Genomic DNA, 18,579 nt, shown 5'->3' with positions numbered 1-18,579 from the left:
CCGTTGCCGTCGGTCCTGCCGACGAGGTCGGGCGGTACGGGTCCGTCGAAGGATGTAGCCGTACCTCTTTCGACGGACCCGCATCTCGGCAGCGGTGGCGACGTCCCGGCCGATGCGCCCGGACAGACTTGGCACGACGGTCAGCAGTGGGCACAGGTCAGCAGCGGGCACGGCTCGGCAGTGGGCACGGGTCAGCAGCGGGGAGAGGGAGGTACCGACGGTGGTGGCGGTGATCGCCGCGGGCGAGATCGGCTTCTGGGTGTTGCTCGCCGCCGGGTTGATCGCCCGGTATCCGCTCCGGATGCCCCGGCTGGGAGCCCTGCTGCTGCTCGCCACGCCGCTGATCGACCTCGTCATCCTGGTCGCGACCGTGCTGGATCTGCGCCGGGGCGCGACGGCCGAGTTCATCCACGGCCTGGCAGCGGCCTACCTCGGATTCTCGGTCGCGTTCGGGCACAGCATGATCCGCTGGGCCGACCAGCGGTTCGCCCACCGTTTCGCCGGCGGACCGCCGCCGGTCAAGCCGCCGAAGGGTGGCACGGCCCGGGCACGCTACGAGTGGCGGGAGTGGGGCAAGGGACTGCTGGGCTGGTTCATCGCCTGCGGCCTGCTCGGTCTGGGCATCCTCATGGTCGGAGACCTGAGCCGCACACAGGAGCTGTTCGGCTGGATCGTTCGGCTCAGCGTCGCGATGGTGATCTGGCTCGTCGCGTTCCCGGTCTGGGCGACCCTCTTTCCGCAACCGGCCCAGGACTGAACGCTCCGACATCTGGACCTTCTTCCGGGCGGATTGCACCAGTTCTGGTCACGGCGGCGTCGAGTCCGTCACCTCGGACCAGTACGGTGACATGGTCCCGACGACGCGGATGCCACGTTCTGACTACCAGTCACGGACGCGGGCGCCACTCTCCACCGGGGCGACCGCCCATACGGCGGCGAGTGTGAGGAGGCTTGGATGGCGCATGACGCTGAGCACGGCTGTGCCGAGGGCGAGCCGAATCCGCTGCTTGGTGATCATGAGCCTCTGCCTCCGCTCGGCCCGGCCAGCCGCCTGCGCTGGGTGTGCGGGGCCAGTGCCGGACTGCCGGCGGGACCGGTCGAGGGGATCGCCGGCTGGCCCGGGTCGGATCCCGGAGATCCGGGGGACCGCACCGGACCGGCCCGGGCCGTCGATCCAGGGGAGCGCACACCTGCGGCCCGGTCGATGGATCCGGGGGACGGGGCCGCTCCGGCCCGATCCATGGACCAGGGGGACCGGACCGGCCCGCCCCGTTCGGTGGAGGCGGTGGATCGTTCCGGCAGTGCGCGGCCCGGGGATCCGGCGGAACGCGTCGACCTGGACCGACGGGTGGACCCGGGCGATCAGCGCGACGTGACGCGGACCGTGGACCCGGCCGACTGTTCCGGCCGGGGTGCCGGTTCGGACGAGGCCGACCGGGGCACCGGCCGGGCCGAACCGGGACGGGGTGGGGAACGGTCGAGGCTGATCCCCCGGCCACGGCCGGGCGAGCCGGACCGCCGCGCCGCTCCCGAGCCGGACCGTCTCGACGATCCCGAACCGGGTGGTCCCGGGGCCTTCGAGTCAGTTGGCCCCGACGCTTCCGAGCCGGGTCGCCGTGACACTTCCGAACCGGGTCGCCTCGGTGCTCCCGAACGGGTCGGCGGGGCCACCGGATCGGCGGAGGGAGCCGGTGGATCGTCGGACGACGAGGCGGACGAGGCGGACCGCCACCGTACGCCGGGTTGCCGGACCGATCGTCCCGGCTGGGCCGGAGCGCACCGCCACGGCGCGGTACGGCCCTCGCGGCGAGCCGTCCGGCGTGACCGTCCGCCGCGCCGGTGGTGCTGATCCACCACGGGTCAACCGGGAGTGGGAGCGGGATGAGCCTGCCGTCATCCCGGGCGGTGCTGCGATCGGGCCGGCCCGGCGGGTACGGCCGGTCAGCGGGTACGTCGCCGTACCAGCAGCGCGATGCCGGCCAACCCGAGCGTGATCGAGACCAGTACGGCGCCGTTGAGCAGCATCAACCGGCGCAGTTCACCGAACAGCCGGTCGACGTCCTCGCCGGTGCTGATCGCATCGTCCGGGATCACCCGTTCGCCGCCGCCGATACCACCGCCGTGCAGGGTGGTGATGTTCTGCTCGGGCAGCGGGGCGCCGGCCGCCAGCAGCGTCTCCGCCATCGTCAGTCGGCCGAAGAACCAGGCCGCGCCGGGCTGGCTCCGGTCCGGCTGCCGGGCCGGTCGGAAGGCGCGCGGACCACCCTTGGCCAGGGGATAGAGGTCGTAGGACTTCTTGGCGGCGTCACCGACGTGCACCACGACCGTGTATTTCGGTCCCAGGTCGGCGGCCTTCGGCGCGGTGGTGGGTCCGTCGCCGGTCAACCAGTCGACCTGGTCGAGGACCGCCTCGAAAAGATCCTCGTTGGTGTCCGCCCGCAGGGTCAGCGGATCGGGCATGCTCTTGCTCGTGATGACCACCGACGTGGGTTTGGGCGTCGGCTTGGCGGACGCCACACCGCCGATCGCCAACCAACTGCCCGCCGCTACCAGCAGCGTCACCACGCCGACAAGTCGACGACTCACCTCTCCGGCCATCGCCGACCTCCTCGCCCCGTCTCGATGGTGGCCATAATGCAGGTCACGCGCTGGTTGGTCGGTGGAGCGCACGAGACTGTCGCAGATGGACCGGCCGTGCTAACTACAAAGACTCCGCAGAACGCCGCTCGGTTGCACCCGCACGAGCAGTAATTGGAACTATCTGCGATCCAGGGTCGACTAAGTGACGAGCCATTGATCAGTTCGGCGAATCGTAGCGGGATGGAGGAGATCATGGGGGGCCGGGTCACCCGTTTGGGAGCACTACTGCTCAGTGTCGTGTCGGGGGTGCTCTGGGTGCTGCTGCCGGCCAGTCCGGCGGCCGCGCACAACTCGTTGACCGGGAGCGATCCCCGCAACGGCGCCCGGCTCGGGAAGGCGCCGGACAACGTGCGACTCACCTTCCTCGCACGACTCGATCCGACCACCACCCGGATCACGGTAACGGGCCCGGACAACATTTCCGCAACAGCCGGGAAACCTTCCTACTCCGGTTCCCGGGTCACCATCCCGTTCCGGCCGGCGGCCGCCGGGCTCTACATCGTCCAGTACCAGGTCGCCTCCGGCGACGGGCATCCGATCAAGGGGGAGGTCCGGTTCACGCTCACCGTGGGAGTCACCCCGACCGCGACCCCGTCGCCCGCCACGACGGCTACCGGCGCGTCCACGACCGTGCCGAGTTCGCCCGCCGGCGCACCGTCGAGTCCGGCGGCGGCCGGACCGCTGAGCCCGACCGCCGACGCGGACGGTTCGGCATGGTGGCCGTGGGTCGTCGGCGGGGCGTTGGTACTCGCGGCACTGGCCGGCGGACTGCTGCTACGCCGCCGGGCGACGGGCTCCCGATCCGCCGACTGAGAACCCCGACTCCCGACTCCCGACTCGCCGATCGATCGACCGACTGACTGACTGACTGACAGGTGGCCGTGGCCGTGCTGTGCCCGTGGCGGGCCGGTCAGGGCTGGAGCCGTACCCGGGCCGCGCGTAGCCGGGTGAGGGTCCGGTCCCGGCCGAGTACGACCAGCGACTCGAACAGCGGCAATCCGACACTGCGCCCGGTGACCGCCACCCGTACCGGCGCCTGGGTCTTGCCGAGTTTGAGTCCACGGCGCGTGCCGACCTCCTCCAGCGTCGCCTTGAGCGGCTCCGCCTCCCAGGTCGGCAGCGCCTCGAACGCGACGATGGCATCGTCGAGCAGTTCGGCGGCGTCGCCCTTGGTGCTCTTCGCCCAGGCCGCCTCGTCGATCAACGGAGACTCGAGGAAGAGGAAGTCGACGTTCGCGACGATCTCGCTGAGCAGCGCGATCCGGGTCTGCGCGAGCGGTGCCACGGCCGCGAACGCCGCCGCGTCGAACTCCTCCGGCCGCCACGGCGGCGGGGCGATCGTGTCGGTGCCGGTCAACCACGGCTGGCAGGCGGCGGCGAATTCCTCGACCGGCAGTGCCCGGATGTACTCGCCGTTGAACGCGCGCAGCTTCTTCTCGTCGAAGAACGCCGGTGACGGGTTCACCTCGGCCAGCCGGAACTCCGACTCGATCACCGACCACGGCACGATCTCCCGGTCGCCCGACGGGGCCCAACCGAGCAGCATCAGGTAGTTGCGCATGGCGCTGGCCAGGTAGCCCTCGTCGCGGTACGCCTCCAGGGCGACCTTGTCCCGCCGCTTGGAGAGCTTCTGCCGCTTCTCGTTGACCACCACCGGCACGTGTGCCCAGATCGGCGGCTTGACCCCGAGCGCGTCCCACAGCAACTGCTGCTTGGGCGTGTTCGGCAGGTGCTCCTCGGCCCGGATGACGTGGGTGATGCCCATGGTGAGGTCGTCCACCACGTTCGCCAGCAGGAAGACGGCCGAGCCGTCACCCCGGGCGATCACGAAGTCCTCGATCAGCTTGTTCTCGAACGTCGGCTCGCCGCGGATCAGGTCGACGACCACCGTCTCACCCTCGTCCGGCGTACGGAAGCGCAGCGCGCGTCCGAGGCCCGCCTCCAGACCACGGTCGCGGCAGAAGCCGTCGTAGCCCTGGTACTGCGAGCCGGTGCGCGCCTGGATCGCCTCCCGGGTGCAGTCGCAGTAGTACGCCCGGCCCTCGTTGTGCAGCCGGGTCGCCGCGTTCCGATGCTCGCTCGCGTTGGCGGACTGGAAGTACGGCCCCTCGTAGCTGCCCCGTTCGATCCCGATCCAGTCCAGCGCGGACAGGATCCCCTCGGTCCACTCCGGCCGGTTCCGGGCCGCGTCGGTGTCCTCGATACGCAGCACGAACACGCCACCCTGCTGCTTGGCGTAGATCCAGTTCTGCAGGGCCGAGCGGGCACCGCCGACGTGGAACATTCCGGTCGGGGAAGGGGCGAAGCGTACGCGTACCGTCACGGGCCAAGCCTACGCAGACCCCCGGGGCGGCCCGCCACCAGGTTTCCCGCCGCCGTCGCGCGGCGGCTTCGCCCGTGGCACCCGTCGGAACACCGGCCGGCCGAACTTCACGGCGGTAGTTCATTTCGGCGTGTCATCCCGCAATGGTCCGATTTAGCCCATAATCGTGAATAAGCTGCAAATGGTCACAGCTTGTCCGCAATGGAGGCGACTAAGGATGATGCTCATAGAACGCAGCACGCGGGTGTCGGCGCCCATCGAGGCAGTGTGGGATCTGGTCCAGCGGGCCGAGGACCTGCCGGGCTGGCTGGCCGGGGTGCGGCAGGCGGAGGTGCTCTCCGGTGAGGGGATCGGCCGACGGCAGCGGGTCCACGCGGCCGGGCGGGCGTTGGACGCCGAGGTGATCGCCTACCAGGAGCCGACGCTGATCGCGTGGCGCGAGCGGGTCGAGGGCTCCGGTGCCCGCGCCGAGGCGCGCACCGAGGTGTACGTCGAACTCGCGCCGGAGGAGGACGGCACCTCGGTACGCCTGATCATGGTGCGCTGGCCCGCCGGCCCGGTCAGCGGGGCGCTGCTGCGCTGGGGGATGCGCCGCGTCGGCGCCGACCTCGAGGGTTCGCTCGCCCGGCTCACCGGAATGGCCACGGTCGGCTGAGGGGCGGGCTGTCGCGGCTGCGACACCCCGCCCCTCGCGGACCTGGCTCGGCGATTACCGCTCAGGAGTCCCCGCCGGTCTCACCCACCGGGGCCGCCGCGATGTCGTCGATCGCGTACTTCTTCGCCGCCTCGGCCGGCACCGACGCCGGGACCACCCCACGGAGCGCCAACTGGCGCAGCGTGGCCACGGCCACCGACTCCGCGTCCACGTGGAAGTGCCGGCGCAGCGCGTGCCGGGTGTCCGACAGCCCGAAGCCGTCGGTGCCCAGCGAGGTGTAGTCACCCGGAATCCAGCGGGAGATCAGGTCGGGTACCGCCCGCATCCAGTCGCTGACCGCCACCACCGGTCCCTCGGCGTCGGCCAGCTTGCGCTGGACGTACGGCACCCGCTGCTCGTCACCGGGGTGCATGAGGTTGTACTGCTCGCACTCCACCGCGTCCCGGCGCAGCTCGGTCCAGGAGGTCACCGACCAGACGTCGGCCGCCACCCCCCAGTCCTGGGCCAGCAGGTTCTGCGCCTTCAACGCCCACTGCATGCCGGTGCCGGAGGCCAGGATGTTGGCCCGCGGTGCGGTGCCGCCGTCCTGACCCGGGACCGAGGGGGCCGGCGAGTACCGGTAGATCCCCCGGAGCAGCCCGTCCACGTCGACCTCGGCCGGCTCCACCGGCTGCAGGATCGGCTCGTTGTAGACGGTCAGGTAGTAGAAGACGTTCTCCGGCTTCTCGCCGTACATCCGGTTCAGGCCGTTCTCGAAGATGTGTGCCATCTCGAACGCGAACGCCGGGTCGTACGCCACCACGGCCGGGTTGGTCGCGGCGATCAGGTGCGAGTGACCGTCCTCGTGCTGTAGGCCCTCACCGTTGAGCGTGGTCCGGCCGGCGGTGGCACCGAGCACGAATCCCCGGGCCATCTGGTCGGCCGCCGCCCAGAACGCGTCACCGGTGCGCTGGAAGCCGAACATCGAATAGAAGATGTACAGCGGGATCATCGGCTCGCCGTGCGTGGCGTACGCCGAACCGGCGGCGGTGAACGACGCGACCGAGCCGGCCTCGTTGATCCCCTCGTGCAGGATCTGCCCGGTGGTGGCCTCCTTGTACGACAGGAACAGCTCCCGGTCGACCGAGGTGTACTTCTGGCCGTGCGGCGAGTAGATCTTCTGGGTCGGGAAGAGCGAGTCCATCCCGAAGGTCCGGGCCTCGTCCGGAATGATCGGCACGAACCGCTTGCCGAACTCCCGGTCCTTCATCACGTCCTTGAGCAGCCGGACGAACGCCATCGTGGTGGCGATCTTCTGCTTGCCGGAGCCCCGCTTGACGTCGGCGAACCGCTCCGGGCCGGGAACCGCCAGCGGCGTCCAGGCGGTCCGCCGCGAGGGCAGGTAGCCGCCGAGCTGCTGCCGCCGCTCCCGCAGGTACTCCATCTCCTCGGACTTCTCGCCCGGGTGGTAGTACGGCGGGAGGTAGGGGTTGCTCTCCAGCGTCTCGTCGGGGATGTCCAGGTAGAGGCGGTCGCGGAAGGTCTTCAGGTCGTCCAGCGTCAGCTTCTTCATCTGGTGGGTCGCGTTGCGGCCCTCGAAGCTCGAACCGAGCGTCCAACCCTTGATCGTCTTGGCCAGGATCACCGTGGGCTGGCCGGTGTGCTCGGTGGCCGCCTTGTAGGCCGCGTAGAGCTTGCGGTAGTCGTGCCCGCCCCGCTTCAGGTTCCAGATCTCGTCGTCGGAGAGGTGCTCGACCATCTTGCGGGTGCGTGGGTCACGGCCGAAGAAGTGCTCCCGGACGTACGCCCCGGACTCCGCCTTGTAGGTCTGGTAGTCACCGTCCGCCGTGGTGTTCATCAGGTTGACCAGCGCGCCGTCGGTGTCCGCGGCGAGCAGCGGGTCCCACTCCCGGCCCCAGACCACCTTGATCACGTTCCAGCCGGCACCCCGGAAGAACGCCTCCAGCTCCTGCATCACCTTGCCGTTGCCCCGGACCGGGCCGTCTAACCGCTGGAGGTTGCAGTTGATCACGAAGGTGAGGTTGTCCAACTCCTCGCGGGCCGCCACGCCGATCGCGCCCAGCGACTCCACCTCGTCCATCTCGCCGTCGCCGAGGAACGCCCATACGTGCTGGTCAGAGGTGTCCTTGATGCCCCGGTGGTGCAGGTAGCGGTTGAACCGGGCCTGGTAGATCGCGTTGATCCCACCGAGCCCCATCGAGACCGTCGGGAACTCCCAGAAGTCCGGCATCAGCCGAGGGTGCGGGTACGACGGCAGGCCGCCACCCGGGTGCGAGAGCTCCTGCCGGAAGCCGTCGAGCTGATCCTCGGACAGCCGGCCCTCCATGAACGCCCGGGCGTACATGCCCGGCGAGCCGTGGCCCTGGTAGAAGATCTGGTCGCCGCCGCCCGGATGGTTCTTGCCCCGGAAGAAGTGGTTGAAGCCGACCTCGTAGAGCGAGGCAGAGCTGGCGTAGGTGGAGATGTGCCCACCGACGCCGATCTCCGGCCGCTGCGCCCGGTGCACGAGCATGGCGGCGTTCCACCGGATGTACGCCCGGATCCGCCGCTCTATGTGCTCGTCGCCGGGAAACCAGGGTTCCTGCTCCGGCGGGATCGTGTTGATGTAGTCGGTGGTGGTCAGGGGCGGCACCCCGACCTGGCGCTCCCTGGCCCGCTCCAGCAGGCGCAGCATGACGTACCTGGCGCGTTTGGCACCCCGGTCGTCAATGACACCGTCAAGTGACTCGACCCACTCGCTGGTTTCTTCGGGGTCGATGTCCGGAAGCTGGCTCGGCAGGCCGTCGCTGATCACCGGGCGCTTGCGTTCCGTGGCCACAGGCGTTCCCTAGGTTGTGTGTGGGATAGGTCTCTAGCGCCATCCTGCCCCCTCATGCCTAGCTCCGTCACGTCTAGACCGCGTAGAGGCGATGCTTGACACAGGTACCAGGGGGTAACTTTCCGGCAACATGGCGTTCTTCACCGCAGATCTTGCGGCCAGCGGTCGCCTGGAGCCCGCTGCGCCATCCCCATCCCCATCCGCCCCGCCCGGACGCCCGGTCCGGCAGACTGGGCCCCATGCAGAGCGAGGTGATCACGATCCGGACCGGATCCCGACCAGTGGTCCGGGACATCACCCGGGAGGCCGAGCAGTTCCTCGCCGGTAAGGGCGACGGGCTTCTGCACGTCTTCGTGCCGCACGCCACGGCCGGGCTGGCGATCATCGAGACCGGGGCGGGCTCCGACGACGACCTGCTGACCGCGCTCGACGACCTGCTGCCCACCGACGACCGCTGGCGGCACCGGCACGGATCACCGGGGCACGGGCGCGACCACGTACTGCCCGCCTTCGTGCCGCCGTACGCGACGCTGCCCGTACTGGGCGGCCGGCTCGCGCTCGGCACCTGGCAGTCGATCTGCCTGGTCGACCCCAACGGCGACAACACCACCCGGCAGGTCCGGTTCTCCTTCCTTCCCGGCTGACCAGGCTGTTAAGAAGGGGCCCTTCTTCTACAAAAAGCGATAAGCGGGGGCCCTTCCTTACCGGGGTGCCCGGTAGCCTCGCGCGATGACGCCATCCCCGATCGACGCGCCGATCGTCGCCGTGACGGTGTATCCGGACCGGGCCCGGGTCACCCGCCGGATCGACCTCAGCCTGCCCTCCGGAGAACGAGAGCACCGGGTGCGGCTCGGGCCGCTGCCGCTCGGCCTGCGGCGTGATTCGCTCCGGGTGGGTGGTCGTGGTCCGGCGACCGTGCTCGGGGTGGACGTGCTGACCGAGGTACGGCCCCGGGCCACCGAGGGCACCGCCGCCGAGCTGGCGCAGCGGCGTCGCGACCTGAACGCCGAACTGGCGGAACTGGCCGACGCCGACGCGGTCGAGGGGCAGCGTGCCGAGTTCCTGATTCTGCTCGCCCAGCGGGCGGGTGGCAGCTACGCGCGGGCGCTCGCGGCCGGTGACGCGTCGCCGGGCGACGTCGCGGGGTTCGCCGACTCGGTGGCCGAGCAGACCGCGGCGAGCCAGGCCCGGCGGCGGGAGCTGGGCCGCCGCCGGGAAGAGACCCAGGACCGGCTCGCCGCCGTCGAGCGTGAACTGGCGGCGCTGTCCGGCGAGCGGCCGGCGGACCGGCTCCTCGCCGAGGTGACCCTGCGGATCGAGCCCGAGGAGGACGGGCCGGAGGGCGAGGGCGGGCCGGGCGAGGGCGGGCCGGGGGAGGAGGTGCGGCTCGAACTGTCGTACGTGGTGGAGGGTGCGGGCTGGACCTCGTCGTACGACCTGCGGCTGGTCGACGAGACCCTGACGCTCACCTGGTTCGGACTGGTCAGCCAGCGCACCGGGGAGGACTGGCCGGAGTGCGAACTGCTGCTCTCGACCGCGCGCCCGGCCAGCGGTGGGACGGCCCTGCCGGAGTTGGTCCCGTGGTACCTCAGCCAGGCGGAGCCGGCGGGGTGGACCGGAGCGGAGGGCGCCCCGGGCGGGGCGCAGCCGTACGGGGTCGTGGCCGCCGGCGCGCCCGCACCGCCACCGTCGTCGGGCAGACCCCGGTCGCCGGGTTCCGGACCGCGCCGGGCCGCCCCGGTGGCACAGCCCACCGCCACCCTGGAACAGGGCGTGATGGCGGCGACCTACCAACCGGCCCGCGCCGTGGCCGTACCCGCCGATGGTGGCGCCCACCGCGCCGTCGTCGCCGCGCTCGAACTTCCGACCCGGCTCGACTACCTCACCGCGCCGATCCGTACCCCCGGGGTCCACCTGCGGGCGACGGCGGTCAACAACTCCGCGCACACCCTGCTGCCCGGTCCGGCGTCGGTGTTCCACGGTGGCGACTTCGTCGGCGGTACGACGCTGCCGACCTGGGCGCCCGGCGAGGAGGTCAAGTTGGCGCTCGGCCAGGACGACCGGATCAGGGTGAAGCGTGAGCTGGTCCGGCGCAGCGACACGAAGGTCACGTTGGGCTCGACCCGGCGTCGGGAGGTGGAGTACCGGATCAGCGTGGCGAACCACACTCCCCGGCCGGCCCGGCTGACGGTGCTCGACCAGCTTCCGGTGTCCCAGAGCGAGGGCATCACGGTCCGGGAGTTGCGCGTCGATCCGGCTCCGGACGAGCGGGCCGCGCTGGGCGAGTTGATCTGGCGTCTGGAACTTCCGCCGGGACAGTCCCGGGAGATCGTGCTCGGGCTCCGGGTGGAGCTGACCAGGGGCATCGAGATGGTCGGCTGGCGGGAATAGGCGACGTGGGCGAGAGCGACCCCTGGGCTGTGGGGCAGCGACGCTGGCGATGAGGGGAGCGACCCTGGCCGGCCCGGACCCGATCCGGACCAGCCAGGGTCGACCCGGCGGGACCACCGGGTCGATGTGGGTGGGTGTCGTCAGGGGCGGACGGTCTCCTGGGCCCGGGTTTCCGCGGCCTGGTCCACGCCCGACCGGGCGGTGGCGGTGGCCGGGTCGACCGGGCGGTCGTACGTCTGGTGCAGCCCCGGAACCCGGTCCTCGACCACGAACGACGCCCGGGTGTGCACCGGCGCCCCCGGCGTGGTGACCTGCGGCAGGACCTTGAAGTCCGCCGTGAACTCCCGCTCGGTGAACCGCGTCAGCACGTAACCGCGCTGGTTGTTGTGGAACCGCAGGTGCGGGTTGTGCGGGAAGTACGGGTGGCTGCCGGTCACCGAGTCGGCACCGTTGCCGCCCGTGCTGATCGACGAGCAGACCAGCTCGCTGCCGACGGTCCGCGAGGTCGGGTCGTCGTAGTCGAGTTTGAGGTCGGTGGCCCAGTGCGCGTGCACGTCACCGGTGAGTACGAGGGTGTTCCGGACCTTGGCCTCGACCCAGCCCCGGGTGATCCGGTCCCGGGAGCCGACGTACCCGTCCCAGCTGTCCATCGAGGTGAATTTGGCCGGGCCGGCGTCGGTGTCCCGCTGGCCGAAGAAGACCTGCTGGCCGAGGACGTCCCAGCGGGCCTCCGACCGGCGGAAGCCGTCGATCAGCCAGCGCTCCTGCTCCGCGCCGGTGATGGAGCGGGCCGGGTCGAGGGCCGCCGGGCAGTCCCGGGTGCCGTCGCCGCAGGCCTGGTCGTCCCGGTACTGCCGGGTGTCCAGCATGTGGAAGTTGGCCAGCCGGCCCCACCGGATCCGCCGGTAGAGCTGCATGTCGATGCCGCGCGGGATCGAGGTACGGCGCAGCGGCATGTTCTCGTAGTACGCCTGGAACGCCGCCGCCCGGCGGGCCAGGAAGTCGGGCTGCGGGACGTCCGGCCGCTCGTACACCTCGTCGGCCCAGTTGTTGTCCAGCTCGTGGTCGTCCCAGACCACCGCCCAGGGGGCGACCTGGTGGGCGGCCTGCAGGTCCGGGTCGGACTTGTACTGCGCGTGCCGCTGCCGGTAGTTGGCCAGGGTGACGGTCTCCGGGCCCTCGTGGTCGCGAATGTTGCCGCCCGGGATGTTGTACGTGTCCTTGGTGTACTCGTACTGGTAGTCGCCCAGGTGCAGGACCAGGTCCGGTTCCTCCTCGGCCAGCCGCCGGTAGGAGGTGAAGTAGCCGTGCTCGAACTGCGAGCAGGAGGCGAAGGCCATCACGAGTTTGCCGCCCGAGGCCCATGGTGCGGGCGCGGTGCGGGTCCGGCCGACCGGCGAGGTGTGCCGCTCGGCGTGGAACCGGTAGAAGTACTCGCGTCCCGGTTGTAGACCGTTCAGCTCGACGTGCACGCTGTGCCCCGACTCCGGGCGGGCGAGCGCGCTGCCGCGCCGTACGACGCGTCTGAACCGCTCGTCGGCGGCGAGTTCCCAGCGCACCGGCACGGATCGGTTCGGCATCCCGCCCAGACCGTCCTCGGCGAGCGGGGTCGGAGCCAGCCGGGTCCATAGCACGAAACCGTCGTGGTCCGGATCGCCGGAGGCCACGCCGAGGGTGAAGGGGTCGGTGCTCAGCGGCCGGGCGGCGACGGCCGCCGAGGGCAGCACGGTGACTGCGCCGGCGGCACCGACCGCGGCGCCGGTGAGCAGGAGGGTACGGCGGGACAGGGCCATCGAGTTCTCCCAAGATCTGCGCGGACAGACTGGGAGCAGCCTGGCGACCACCGGTTCATCGGGCTGATCGTCCCGATAGCTACCCGTCGAACATCGAGTGAAGGGAAGGGAGCGGCATTGCCCGATTCGGTCCGGAACGATATGCGGGACTCCGGCGTAGCGGATCGCCGGGAAGCGGATCACCGGGAAGCAGATCGGCCGGTCGTGGCGACGCGGCGGAACCGGGTACGAACTGACGGTTGCGACACACTGTCCCGTTGTGACGTGTCTGAGTGGTCACGGGTGGCCGGCGTCGGTAATGCTGTCCGACGTGACCACCCCTCAAGATCTCGACGAACGGTTCCGGGAGGCGGTCGGCGCCGTTCCGGCGTCGACGTCCGGGCGGTCGGCCGAGGAGCCGGTCCGGGACGGCGGCACGCTCGACGGCGGACGGGCCCTGGAACTGTACGACGCCCAACTCGTCAGCCGGCACCTGGACCTCGCGGCCCGATGGCTACGCAGCTTCGGTGAGGGGTTCTACACCATCGGCTCCTCCGGACACGAGGGGAACGCGGCGGTGGCGCTCGCCGTCCGGCCGACCGACCCCGCGTTGCTGCACTACCGGTCCGGGGCGTTCTACTGCGCCCGGGTCGCCCAGGCGGCGGACCTGGGGCGTGCCGACGCCGCCGCCGACGCCGACGAGTCCGAGGCCGCGCGCCGCCGGGTGGGGGTCGCCGAACGGGTGGCCGAGGCGATGCGTGGCCCGGACGGCAACGGCAGCGCCGCCGAGCGCCGGGGCGGGGACTCCGACGGCGACGAGGAGAACGCGGCGCCGGACGCGATCATCAGCGCCGCCCGGGACGTACTGCGTGGGGTGGTGGCCTCGGCCGACGAGCCGATGGCCGGCGGCCGGCACAAGGTGTTCGGCAACGCCGCCCTCGCGATCGTGCCGACCACCTCCACCATCGCCTCGCACCTGCCCCGCGCGGTGGGAATCGGGTTCGCCATCGAGCGGCTGCGCCGACTGGGCGACGGGCGTGCCCGGCCGACCGGCCGGCGGGCGACCAGCGGCCCGAACCGGCAGCGTGCCGAGGCCGAGTCGCCCTGGCCGACCGACGCGATCGTGGTCTGCTCGTTCGGCGACGCCTCGGTGAACCACGCGACCGCGGTCGCCGCGTTCAACACCGCCGGCTGGTGCGACCACACCGGGCTCCGCATCCCGGTGCTGTTCGTCTGCGAGGACAACGGGCTGGGCATCAGCGTGAAGTCGCCGGACGGCTGGGTGGCCCAGGCGCTGCGGGCCAAGCCGGGCATCCGGTACTTCTCCGCCGACGGCTGCGACCTGGTCGAGACGTACGACGTCGCGGTGGAGGCGGCGGCCTGGGTACGCCGGCACCGCCGACCGGCCGTACTGCACCTGTCGACGGTGCGGTTGATGGGTCACGCCGGTGCGGACGCGGAGATCGCGTACCGGACTTCCGCCGAGATCGCCCGGGACGTGGAGCGCGATCCGGTGGTGGCCACCGCCAGACTGCTCGCCGAGGCGGGCCTGGCCACCCCGGACGAGCTGATCGCCCGGTACGACGAGGTCGGCTGGCAGGTGCGCAAGGTCGCCGAGGAGGTGCTCGGGGAGCGGAAGCTGGAGCACGCGGCGGACATCGTGGCGCCGCTCGCGCCGAGGCGGCCGGTCCGGGTCGCCAAGGAGATCACCGATGCCGCCGGTCGGGCCGCGGGGCCGGCGGCCGCCGCCCGGAAGGCCGCCTTCGGCGCCAAGCTGCCCGAGCAGGAGGGCCCGTTCACCCTGGCGCAGACCATCAACGCGGCGCTGGCCGACGGGTTGCTGGACCATCCGGGCATGACGGTGTTCGGCGAGGACGTGGCGGCCAAGGGCGGGGTGTACGGGGTGACGAAGGGCCTGCGGGACCGCTTCGGTGCCCCGCGGGTGTTCGACACGCTGCTGGACGAGACGTCGGTGCTCGGCCTCGGGCTCGGCGCCGGGTTGAGCGGGATGCTGCCGGTGCCGGAGATCCAGTATCTGGCGTACCTGCACAACGCCGAGGACCAGTTGCGGGGGGAGGCGGCCACGATGCAGTACTTCTCCCGGGGGGCGTACCGCAACCCGATGGTGGTCCGGATCGCCGGGCTGGCGTACCAGGAGGGGTTCGGCGGGCACTTCCACAACGACAACTCGCTGGCCGTACTCCGGGATGTTCCGGGGCTGGTGCTCGCGGTGCCGGCGCGGGCCGACGACGCCGCGCCGATGCTGCGCTCGTGCCTGGCCAGCGCGGCGGTCGACGGCAGCGTCTGCGTGTTCCTGGAGCCGATCGCGCTCTACCACACCCGGGACCTGTACGCCGACGGCGACGGCGAGTGGCTCGCCCCCTACCAGGGTCCGGGCGGTTGGACGGCCAGCCACGTGCCGATCGGCCGGGGCCGCGTGTACGGCGTCGGATCGGCGGAGGACGTCACGATTATCACGTTCGGTAACGGGGTTCGGATGTCGCTGCGGGCCGCGGCGAAGCTGGCCGAGGAGGATGTCGGTACCCGGGTGCTGGACCTGCGTTGGCTGGCTCCGCTGCCGGTGGCGGACATCATCCGGGAGGCCTCCGCGACCGGCCGTGTGCTGGTCGTGGACGAGACGCGCCGGTCCGGCGGGGTCGGCGAGGGAGTGGTGGCGGCCCTGGTTGACGCCGGTTTTGTCGGTTCTGCCCGTAGGGTGGCATCAATCGACACTTTCGTCCCGTTGGGTCCGGCTGCCCGTCAGGTTCTGGTCTCCGAAGAGGCCATTACCCAGGGTGCCCGAACGCTGCTGGCACGGTAAATTCCCTTCGACTCGGTGTGCCACTTGCGCGCGGCGGGACAACTGTGTGGACTTTGCGCTATCGGCGTCGCATGGGATGCCGCTGGCAGTGGAGATGAGGAGGCACGTGACAGTGAGCGCGACCGCTGGTCAGGCCGCCGACGGCGTACGGAGTCTGGCGGACCGGTTCGGCATCGAGCCGGGGATGGTCGTCATGGAGATGGGGTACGACGACGACGTCGACCAGGATCTCCGCGACGCCCTGACCGATCGCTGCGGAGAGCTGGTAGACGAGGACACCGACGAGGTCGTGGACGCGGTGCTGCTCTGGTACCGGGACGGTGACGGTGACCTGTTCGAGATGCTCGTCGAGACGCTCAGCCCGCTGGCCGACAACGGTGTGGTGTGGCTGCTGACCCCGAAGGCCGGACGGGACGGCCACGTCGAGCCGAGCGAGATCAGTGAGTCGGCACCCACCGCCGGCCTGCAACAGACCTCGACGGTCAACGCCGGCAAGGACTGGAGTGGTGCGCGGCTGGTCCTGCGTCGGGGAGCCAAGGCGAAGAAGTAGCCTGCGGACCACGGTCCGGGCGCCGTACGCCCGGACGGGGTTCGCGGCAGCCCGTGCCGGAGATGCCGGCCGGGTCGGCCCGCGTCGGCTGGTGCTCATGATCAGTCGGCGGGTACCCCATGACCAGAAGGAGCCGCATGCCGATCGAGGTTGGTGCCTTGGCGCCGGACTTCGTACTGAAGAACCAGAACAACCAGGAGGTACGGCTGACCGACTTCCAGGGCCGACGGGTCGTCCTGCTGGTCTTCTATCCGCTGGCCTTCACCGGCACCTGCCAGGGCGAGTTGGGTGAACTGCGGGACAACCTCCACGAGTACCAGAACGACGACGTGCAGGTGCTGACCGTCAGCGTCGACTCGGTCTACGCGCACAAGGTGTGGGCCGACCGGGAGGGGTACGAGTTTCCGATGCTCGCCGACTTCTGGCCGCACGGGGCGGTGGCCCAGGCGTACGGCGTCTTCAACGAGGCGGCCGGTTTCGCCGACCGGGGCACGTTCGTGATCGACAAAACCGGAACGGTCCGGTTCGCCGAGCTGAACCAGCCCGGCGAGGCACGCGACCAGGCGGGCTGGCGGAAGGCGCTCGCCGCGGCGTCGGGCTGACCATTCGGAGCCAGCCAAGATCGACGGCGTCGGGCTGACCGTCCGACCCAGCCAAGATCGTCGGTCGGTCGACGCCGACCCCCGGGGTCGGGGTAAGCTAGCCGCCGCCGGTGGCCGTAACAGGTGTTCCGGGCGCGTAGCTCAGCGGGAGAGCACTCGCCTTACAAGCGAGGGGTCGCAGGTTCGAAACCTGCCGCGCCCACAGTCTCCAGCAACGTGGCAGCGGGGTGTCGGTGTTCCGGCACCCCGCTTTCCGTTCCGATCGGCAGACCTTCCCGGGCACGTGCCGGGTCCGCTTCGGGTCGCCCGCTACCCGCCGGTATAGGTTTCCTTTAAATGTGGCCTAAGCTTCGCTCTCTTCGGCCCGCTGAGATTGACTCGTTACCGTGCTCCGCAATACCGTCCTGGCCGATATCCCCGCCACTTCGGCGCTGTTCTCTGGGAGGTTGAGCAGGTGGCCACGGCCCGATCTGCGGTAAAGGCAACGCGCCGGACGGCGGCACTGCTGGCTGGCCTCGTCGTCGGGCTGCTGGTGCTGCCTGGCGTCGGCATGGCGGCACCGGCCGGGCCGACCCAACTCGGTGCGACCGACATGGCCCTGCTCAACGGGGTACGGCTGGCCGGGCTGTGGGAGATGCCGGCCGGACAGATGGCGGCCGAGAAGGGCAACAACAAGCGGGTCCGGGAGGTCGGCGCCGAGATCGCCAAGCAGCACGACGAGCTGGACCAGCTGACCGTCGACGCGGCCAACAAGCTGGGCGTCCAGTTGCCCGCCGAGCCGAGCGCCCAGCAGAAGGGCTGGCTCACCGAGATGACGAACGCGTCCGGTGATCGGTTCGACCGGATCTTCGTGGACCGGCTCCGGGCGGCGCACGGCGCGATCTTCCCGGTCATCGGGGCGGTCCGGTCCGGCACCCGGAACGAGACCGTACGCACGCTCGCCGAGCAGGCCAACGGCTTCGTGATGACCCACATGACCCTGCTGGAGAGCACCGGCCTGGTCCGTTACTCGGAGCTGCCCCCGGTGACCATGCCCGTGGCGCCGGACAACTCCCTGGTGGCGAACGCGAAGGCCAACGCGGAGTTCGGCACCGGCCTGAACACGACGGTCATCTGGGCGGTACTGCTCGGTGCGGTGGCCCTGGGTGGCATCGCGACGATCCGGGTCTTCCGCGGCGGATAGCCGCCACCCCGGTACGGTCCAGCGGCGCCGATCCGGCCCCGGCGGGTGTTCCCGTCGGGGCCGGCTCAGCTCGCCGGCCCGCGCCACCGGTACAGCCAGGGTGGCCCGTCGCCGAGAACCGACTCCAACTCGTAGATCTCCGCACCGGCGAGCCCGCCGTCGACCAGGTGGTGGTGGGTGAGCGGCGGCCGACCGTGCACGTCGAGGTCGACGACCACCGTCCCGCCGTCGGCCGCACCGCCGACCAGGGGGATCTCCGTGGCCTCCATGCAGTCATCCTGCCGCCGCAGGCGCCCGGGCGCAGCGGTTCGCCGGTACCCCCTCCTCACCGCCAGTGGTACTGGAGGTCGGCGATCCGTACGCCGATGCTGACCCGGGCGAGCACGGCGGTCAGGATCGCCTGCCGCTGGTCGTTCGGCACGTCGCGGGCGGCGGCCCCATGCGTCGACGCGAAGTGCGCCCAGACGAGTTGCTCGGTCTGCTCGGCCGGTATCCACGGCCGGGGGCACTGCCGTCGGGGGCAGCCGTAGTACCGGCGCCCGCTCGACGAGAAGGACGGGATCAGCAGTTCGTCGCAGGGCCCGCAGGAGAGCAGCCCGCGGAGGAGATAGCGGCCTGGCGTGGCTCGCTTCACGATGGGGAAGTCCATGGTCACCGCCTCGCCTCGTGATGCCGACGCATCCATGCCTATCGTCATCTTGTCTCTTAGTACGGCCCGAAGCCCGTAACTGTTCGATTCGTGACTGGGGTAAAGCCGAAAAATGCCAGGAGACGGCCGGACGGGTGCGGAAACGGCGTCCGGACGGCGCGGATATCCGTTCGGC

15 protein-coding genes, 1 tRNA gene and 2 pseudogenes are annotated in these 18,579 nt (G+C 70.9%); 12 read left to right on the top strand and 6 right to left on the bottom strand.

The annotated features are described in order from the left end of the window. Positions 1–220 precede the first annotated feature (220 nt). Together ACFP2T_RS42200 and ACFP2T_RS42195 are read left to right on the top strand one after the other, a co-directional pair. Complete coding sequence (locus ACFP2T_RS42200) at positions 221–757, top strand: hypothetical protein (RefSeq protein ID WP_377432532.1); 537 nt, start codon at positions 221–223, stop codon at positions 755–757. Between the two features lie 198 nt (positions 758–955). Further along, on the top strand, positions 956–1,849 hold the full coding sequence (locus tag ACFP2T_RS42195) for a hypothetical protein (RefSeq protein WP_377432531.1): 894 nt from the start codon (positions 956–958) through the stop codon (positions 1,847–1,849). Positions 1,850–1,941: 92 nt separating this feature from the next. Here ACFP2T_RS42195 and ACFP2T_RS42190 read toward each other — a convergent pair whose 3' ends face one another. After that, complete coding sequence (locus tag ACFP2T_RS42190; protein WP_377432530.1) at positions 1,942–2,598, bottom strand: hypothetical protein; 657 nt, start codon at positions 2,596–2,598, stop codon at positions 1,942–1,944. Positions 2,599–2,820: 222 nt separating this feature from the next. Here ACFP2T_RS42190 and ACFP2T_RS42185 point away from each other — a divergent pair, with 222 nt between their 5' ends. Next, on the top strand, positions 2,821–3,453 hold the full coding sequence (locus ACFP2T_RS42185) for a copper resistance CopC family protein (protein ID WP_377432528.1): 633 nt from the start codon (positions 2,821–2,823) through the stop codon (positions 3,451–3,453). Between the two features lie 97 nt (positions 3,454–3,550). Here the strand turns inward: ACFP2T_RS42185 and gltX are convergent, their stop codons facing one another. Then, on the bottom strand, positions 3,551–4,963 hold the full coding sequence (gene gltX, locus ACFP2T_RS42180; RefSeq protein WP_377432527.1) for a glutamate--tRNA ligase: 1,413 nt from the start codon (positions 4,961–4,963) through the stop codon (positions 3,551–3,553). A gap of 217 nt (positions 4,964–5,180) precedes the next feature. On the opposite strand from gltX, the gene ACFP2T_RS42175 reads away from it, so the two are divergent. Further along, entirely contained in the window at positions 5,181–5,618 is a 438-nt protein-coding gene (locus ACFP2T_RS42175; protein ID WP_196204067.1) for an SRPBCC family protein, read from the top strand. Between the two features lie 61 nt (positions 5,619–5,679). Here the strand turns inward: ACFP2T_RS42175 and aceE are convergent, their stop codons facing one another. Next, positions 5,680–8,436, bottom strand: coding sequence for a pyruvate dehydrogenase (acetyl-transferring), homodimeric type (gene aceE, locus ACFP2T_RS42170; protein WP_377432526.1), 2,757 nt, complete (start codon positions 8,434–8,436; stop codon positions 5,680–5,682). A gap of 239 nt (positions 8,437–8,675) precedes the next feature. On the opposite strand from aceE, the gene ACFP2T_RS42165 reads away from it, so the two are divergent. Next, entirely contained in the window at positions 8,676–9,080 is a 405-nt protein-coding gene (locus ACFP2T_RS42165; RefSeq protein ID WP_377432524.1) for a YjbQ family protein, read from the top strand. 85 nt (positions 9,081–9,165) lie between these two features. Beyond that, positions 9,166–10,827 (top strand): DUF4139 domain-containing protein, encoded by a 1,662-nt coding sequence (locus tag ACFP2T_RS42160; RefSeq protein WP_377432523.1) that lies wholly within the window; start codon positions 9,166–9,168, stop codon positions 10,825–10,827. Positions 10,828–10,967: 140 nt separating this feature from the next. On the opposite strand, the gene ACFP2T_RS42155 is transcribed toward ACFP2T_RS42160, so the two are convergent. After that, entirely contained in the window at positions 10,968–12,620 is a 1,653-nt protein-coding gene (locus ACFP2T_RS42155) for an alkaline phosphatase D family protein (RefSeq protein WP_377432521.1), read from the bottom strand. Positions 12,621–12,918: 298 nt separating this feature from the next. Between ACFP2T_RS42155 and ACFP2T_RS42150 the strand changes: the two are divergent. The 6 genes and pseudogenes from ACFP2T_RS42150 to ACFP2T_RS42125 all read left to right on the top strand — a co-directional run. Continuing rightward, positions 12,919–13,276, top strand: a pseudogene (locus ACFP2T_RS42150) (MFS transporter); the annotation flags it as partial. A gap of 170 nt (positions 13,277–13,446) precedes the next feature. Beyond that, positions 13,447–15,420: pseudogene (locus ACFP2T_RS42145) on the top strand (transketolase C-terminal domain-containing protein); the annotation flags it as partial. Between the two features lie 112 nt (positions 15,421–15,532). Continuing rightward, positions 15,533–15,970, top strand: coding sequence for a DUF3052 domain-containing protein (locus tag ACFP2T_RS42140; RefSeq protein WP_377432519.1), 438 nt, complete (start codon positions 15,533–15,535; stop codon positions 15,968–15,970). A 137-nt stretch (positions 15,971–16,107) separates the two neighbouring features. Beyond that, a complete protein-coding gene (locus tag ACFP2T_RS42135; RefSeq protein ID WP_377432518.1) occupies positions 16,108–16,572 on the top strand; it encodes a peroxiredoxin in 465 nt (154 codons plus the stop codon). A 130-nt stretch (positions 16,573–16,702) separates the two neighbouring features. Continuing rightward, positions 16,703–16,774 (top strand) — tRNA-Val (locus tag ACFP2T_RS42130). 252 nt (positions 16,775–17,026) lie between these two features. Further along, a complete protein-coding gene (locus tag ACFP2T_RS42125) occupies positions 17,027–17,755 on the top strand; it encodes a DUF4142 domain-containing protein (RefSeq protein WP_377432517.1) in 729 nt (242 codons plus the stop codon). A gap of 65 nt (positions 17,756–17,820) precedes the next feature. Here the strand turns inward: ACFP2T_RS42125 and ACFP2T_RS42120 are convergent, their stop codons facing one another. Then, positions 17,821–18,024, bottom strand: a complete 204-nt coding sequence (locus tag ACFP2T_RS42120) for a hypothetical protein (RefSeq protein ID WP_377432516.1) — start codon at positions 18,022–18,024, stop codon at positions 17,821–17,823. Positions 18,025–18,080: 56 nt separating this feature from the next. Further along, the gene (locus tag ACFP2T_RS42115) at positions 18,081–18,404 is read right to left on the bottom strand and encodes a recombinase zinc ribbon domain-containing protein (RefSeq protein ID WP_377432514.1); all 324 of its coding nucleotides are present in this window, start codon (positions 18,402–18,404) and stop codon (positions 18,081–18,083) included. Positions 18,405–18,579 lie beyond the last annotated feature (175 nt).

This window comes from Plantactinospora solaniradicis (assembly GCF_042658085.1).
Classification (GTDB): Bacteria; Actinomycetota; Actinomycetes; order Mycobacteriales; family Micromonosporaceae; genus Plantactinospora; species Plantactinospora solaniradicis.
This window is presented reverse-complemented; position numbering and strand designations above follow the sequence as displayed.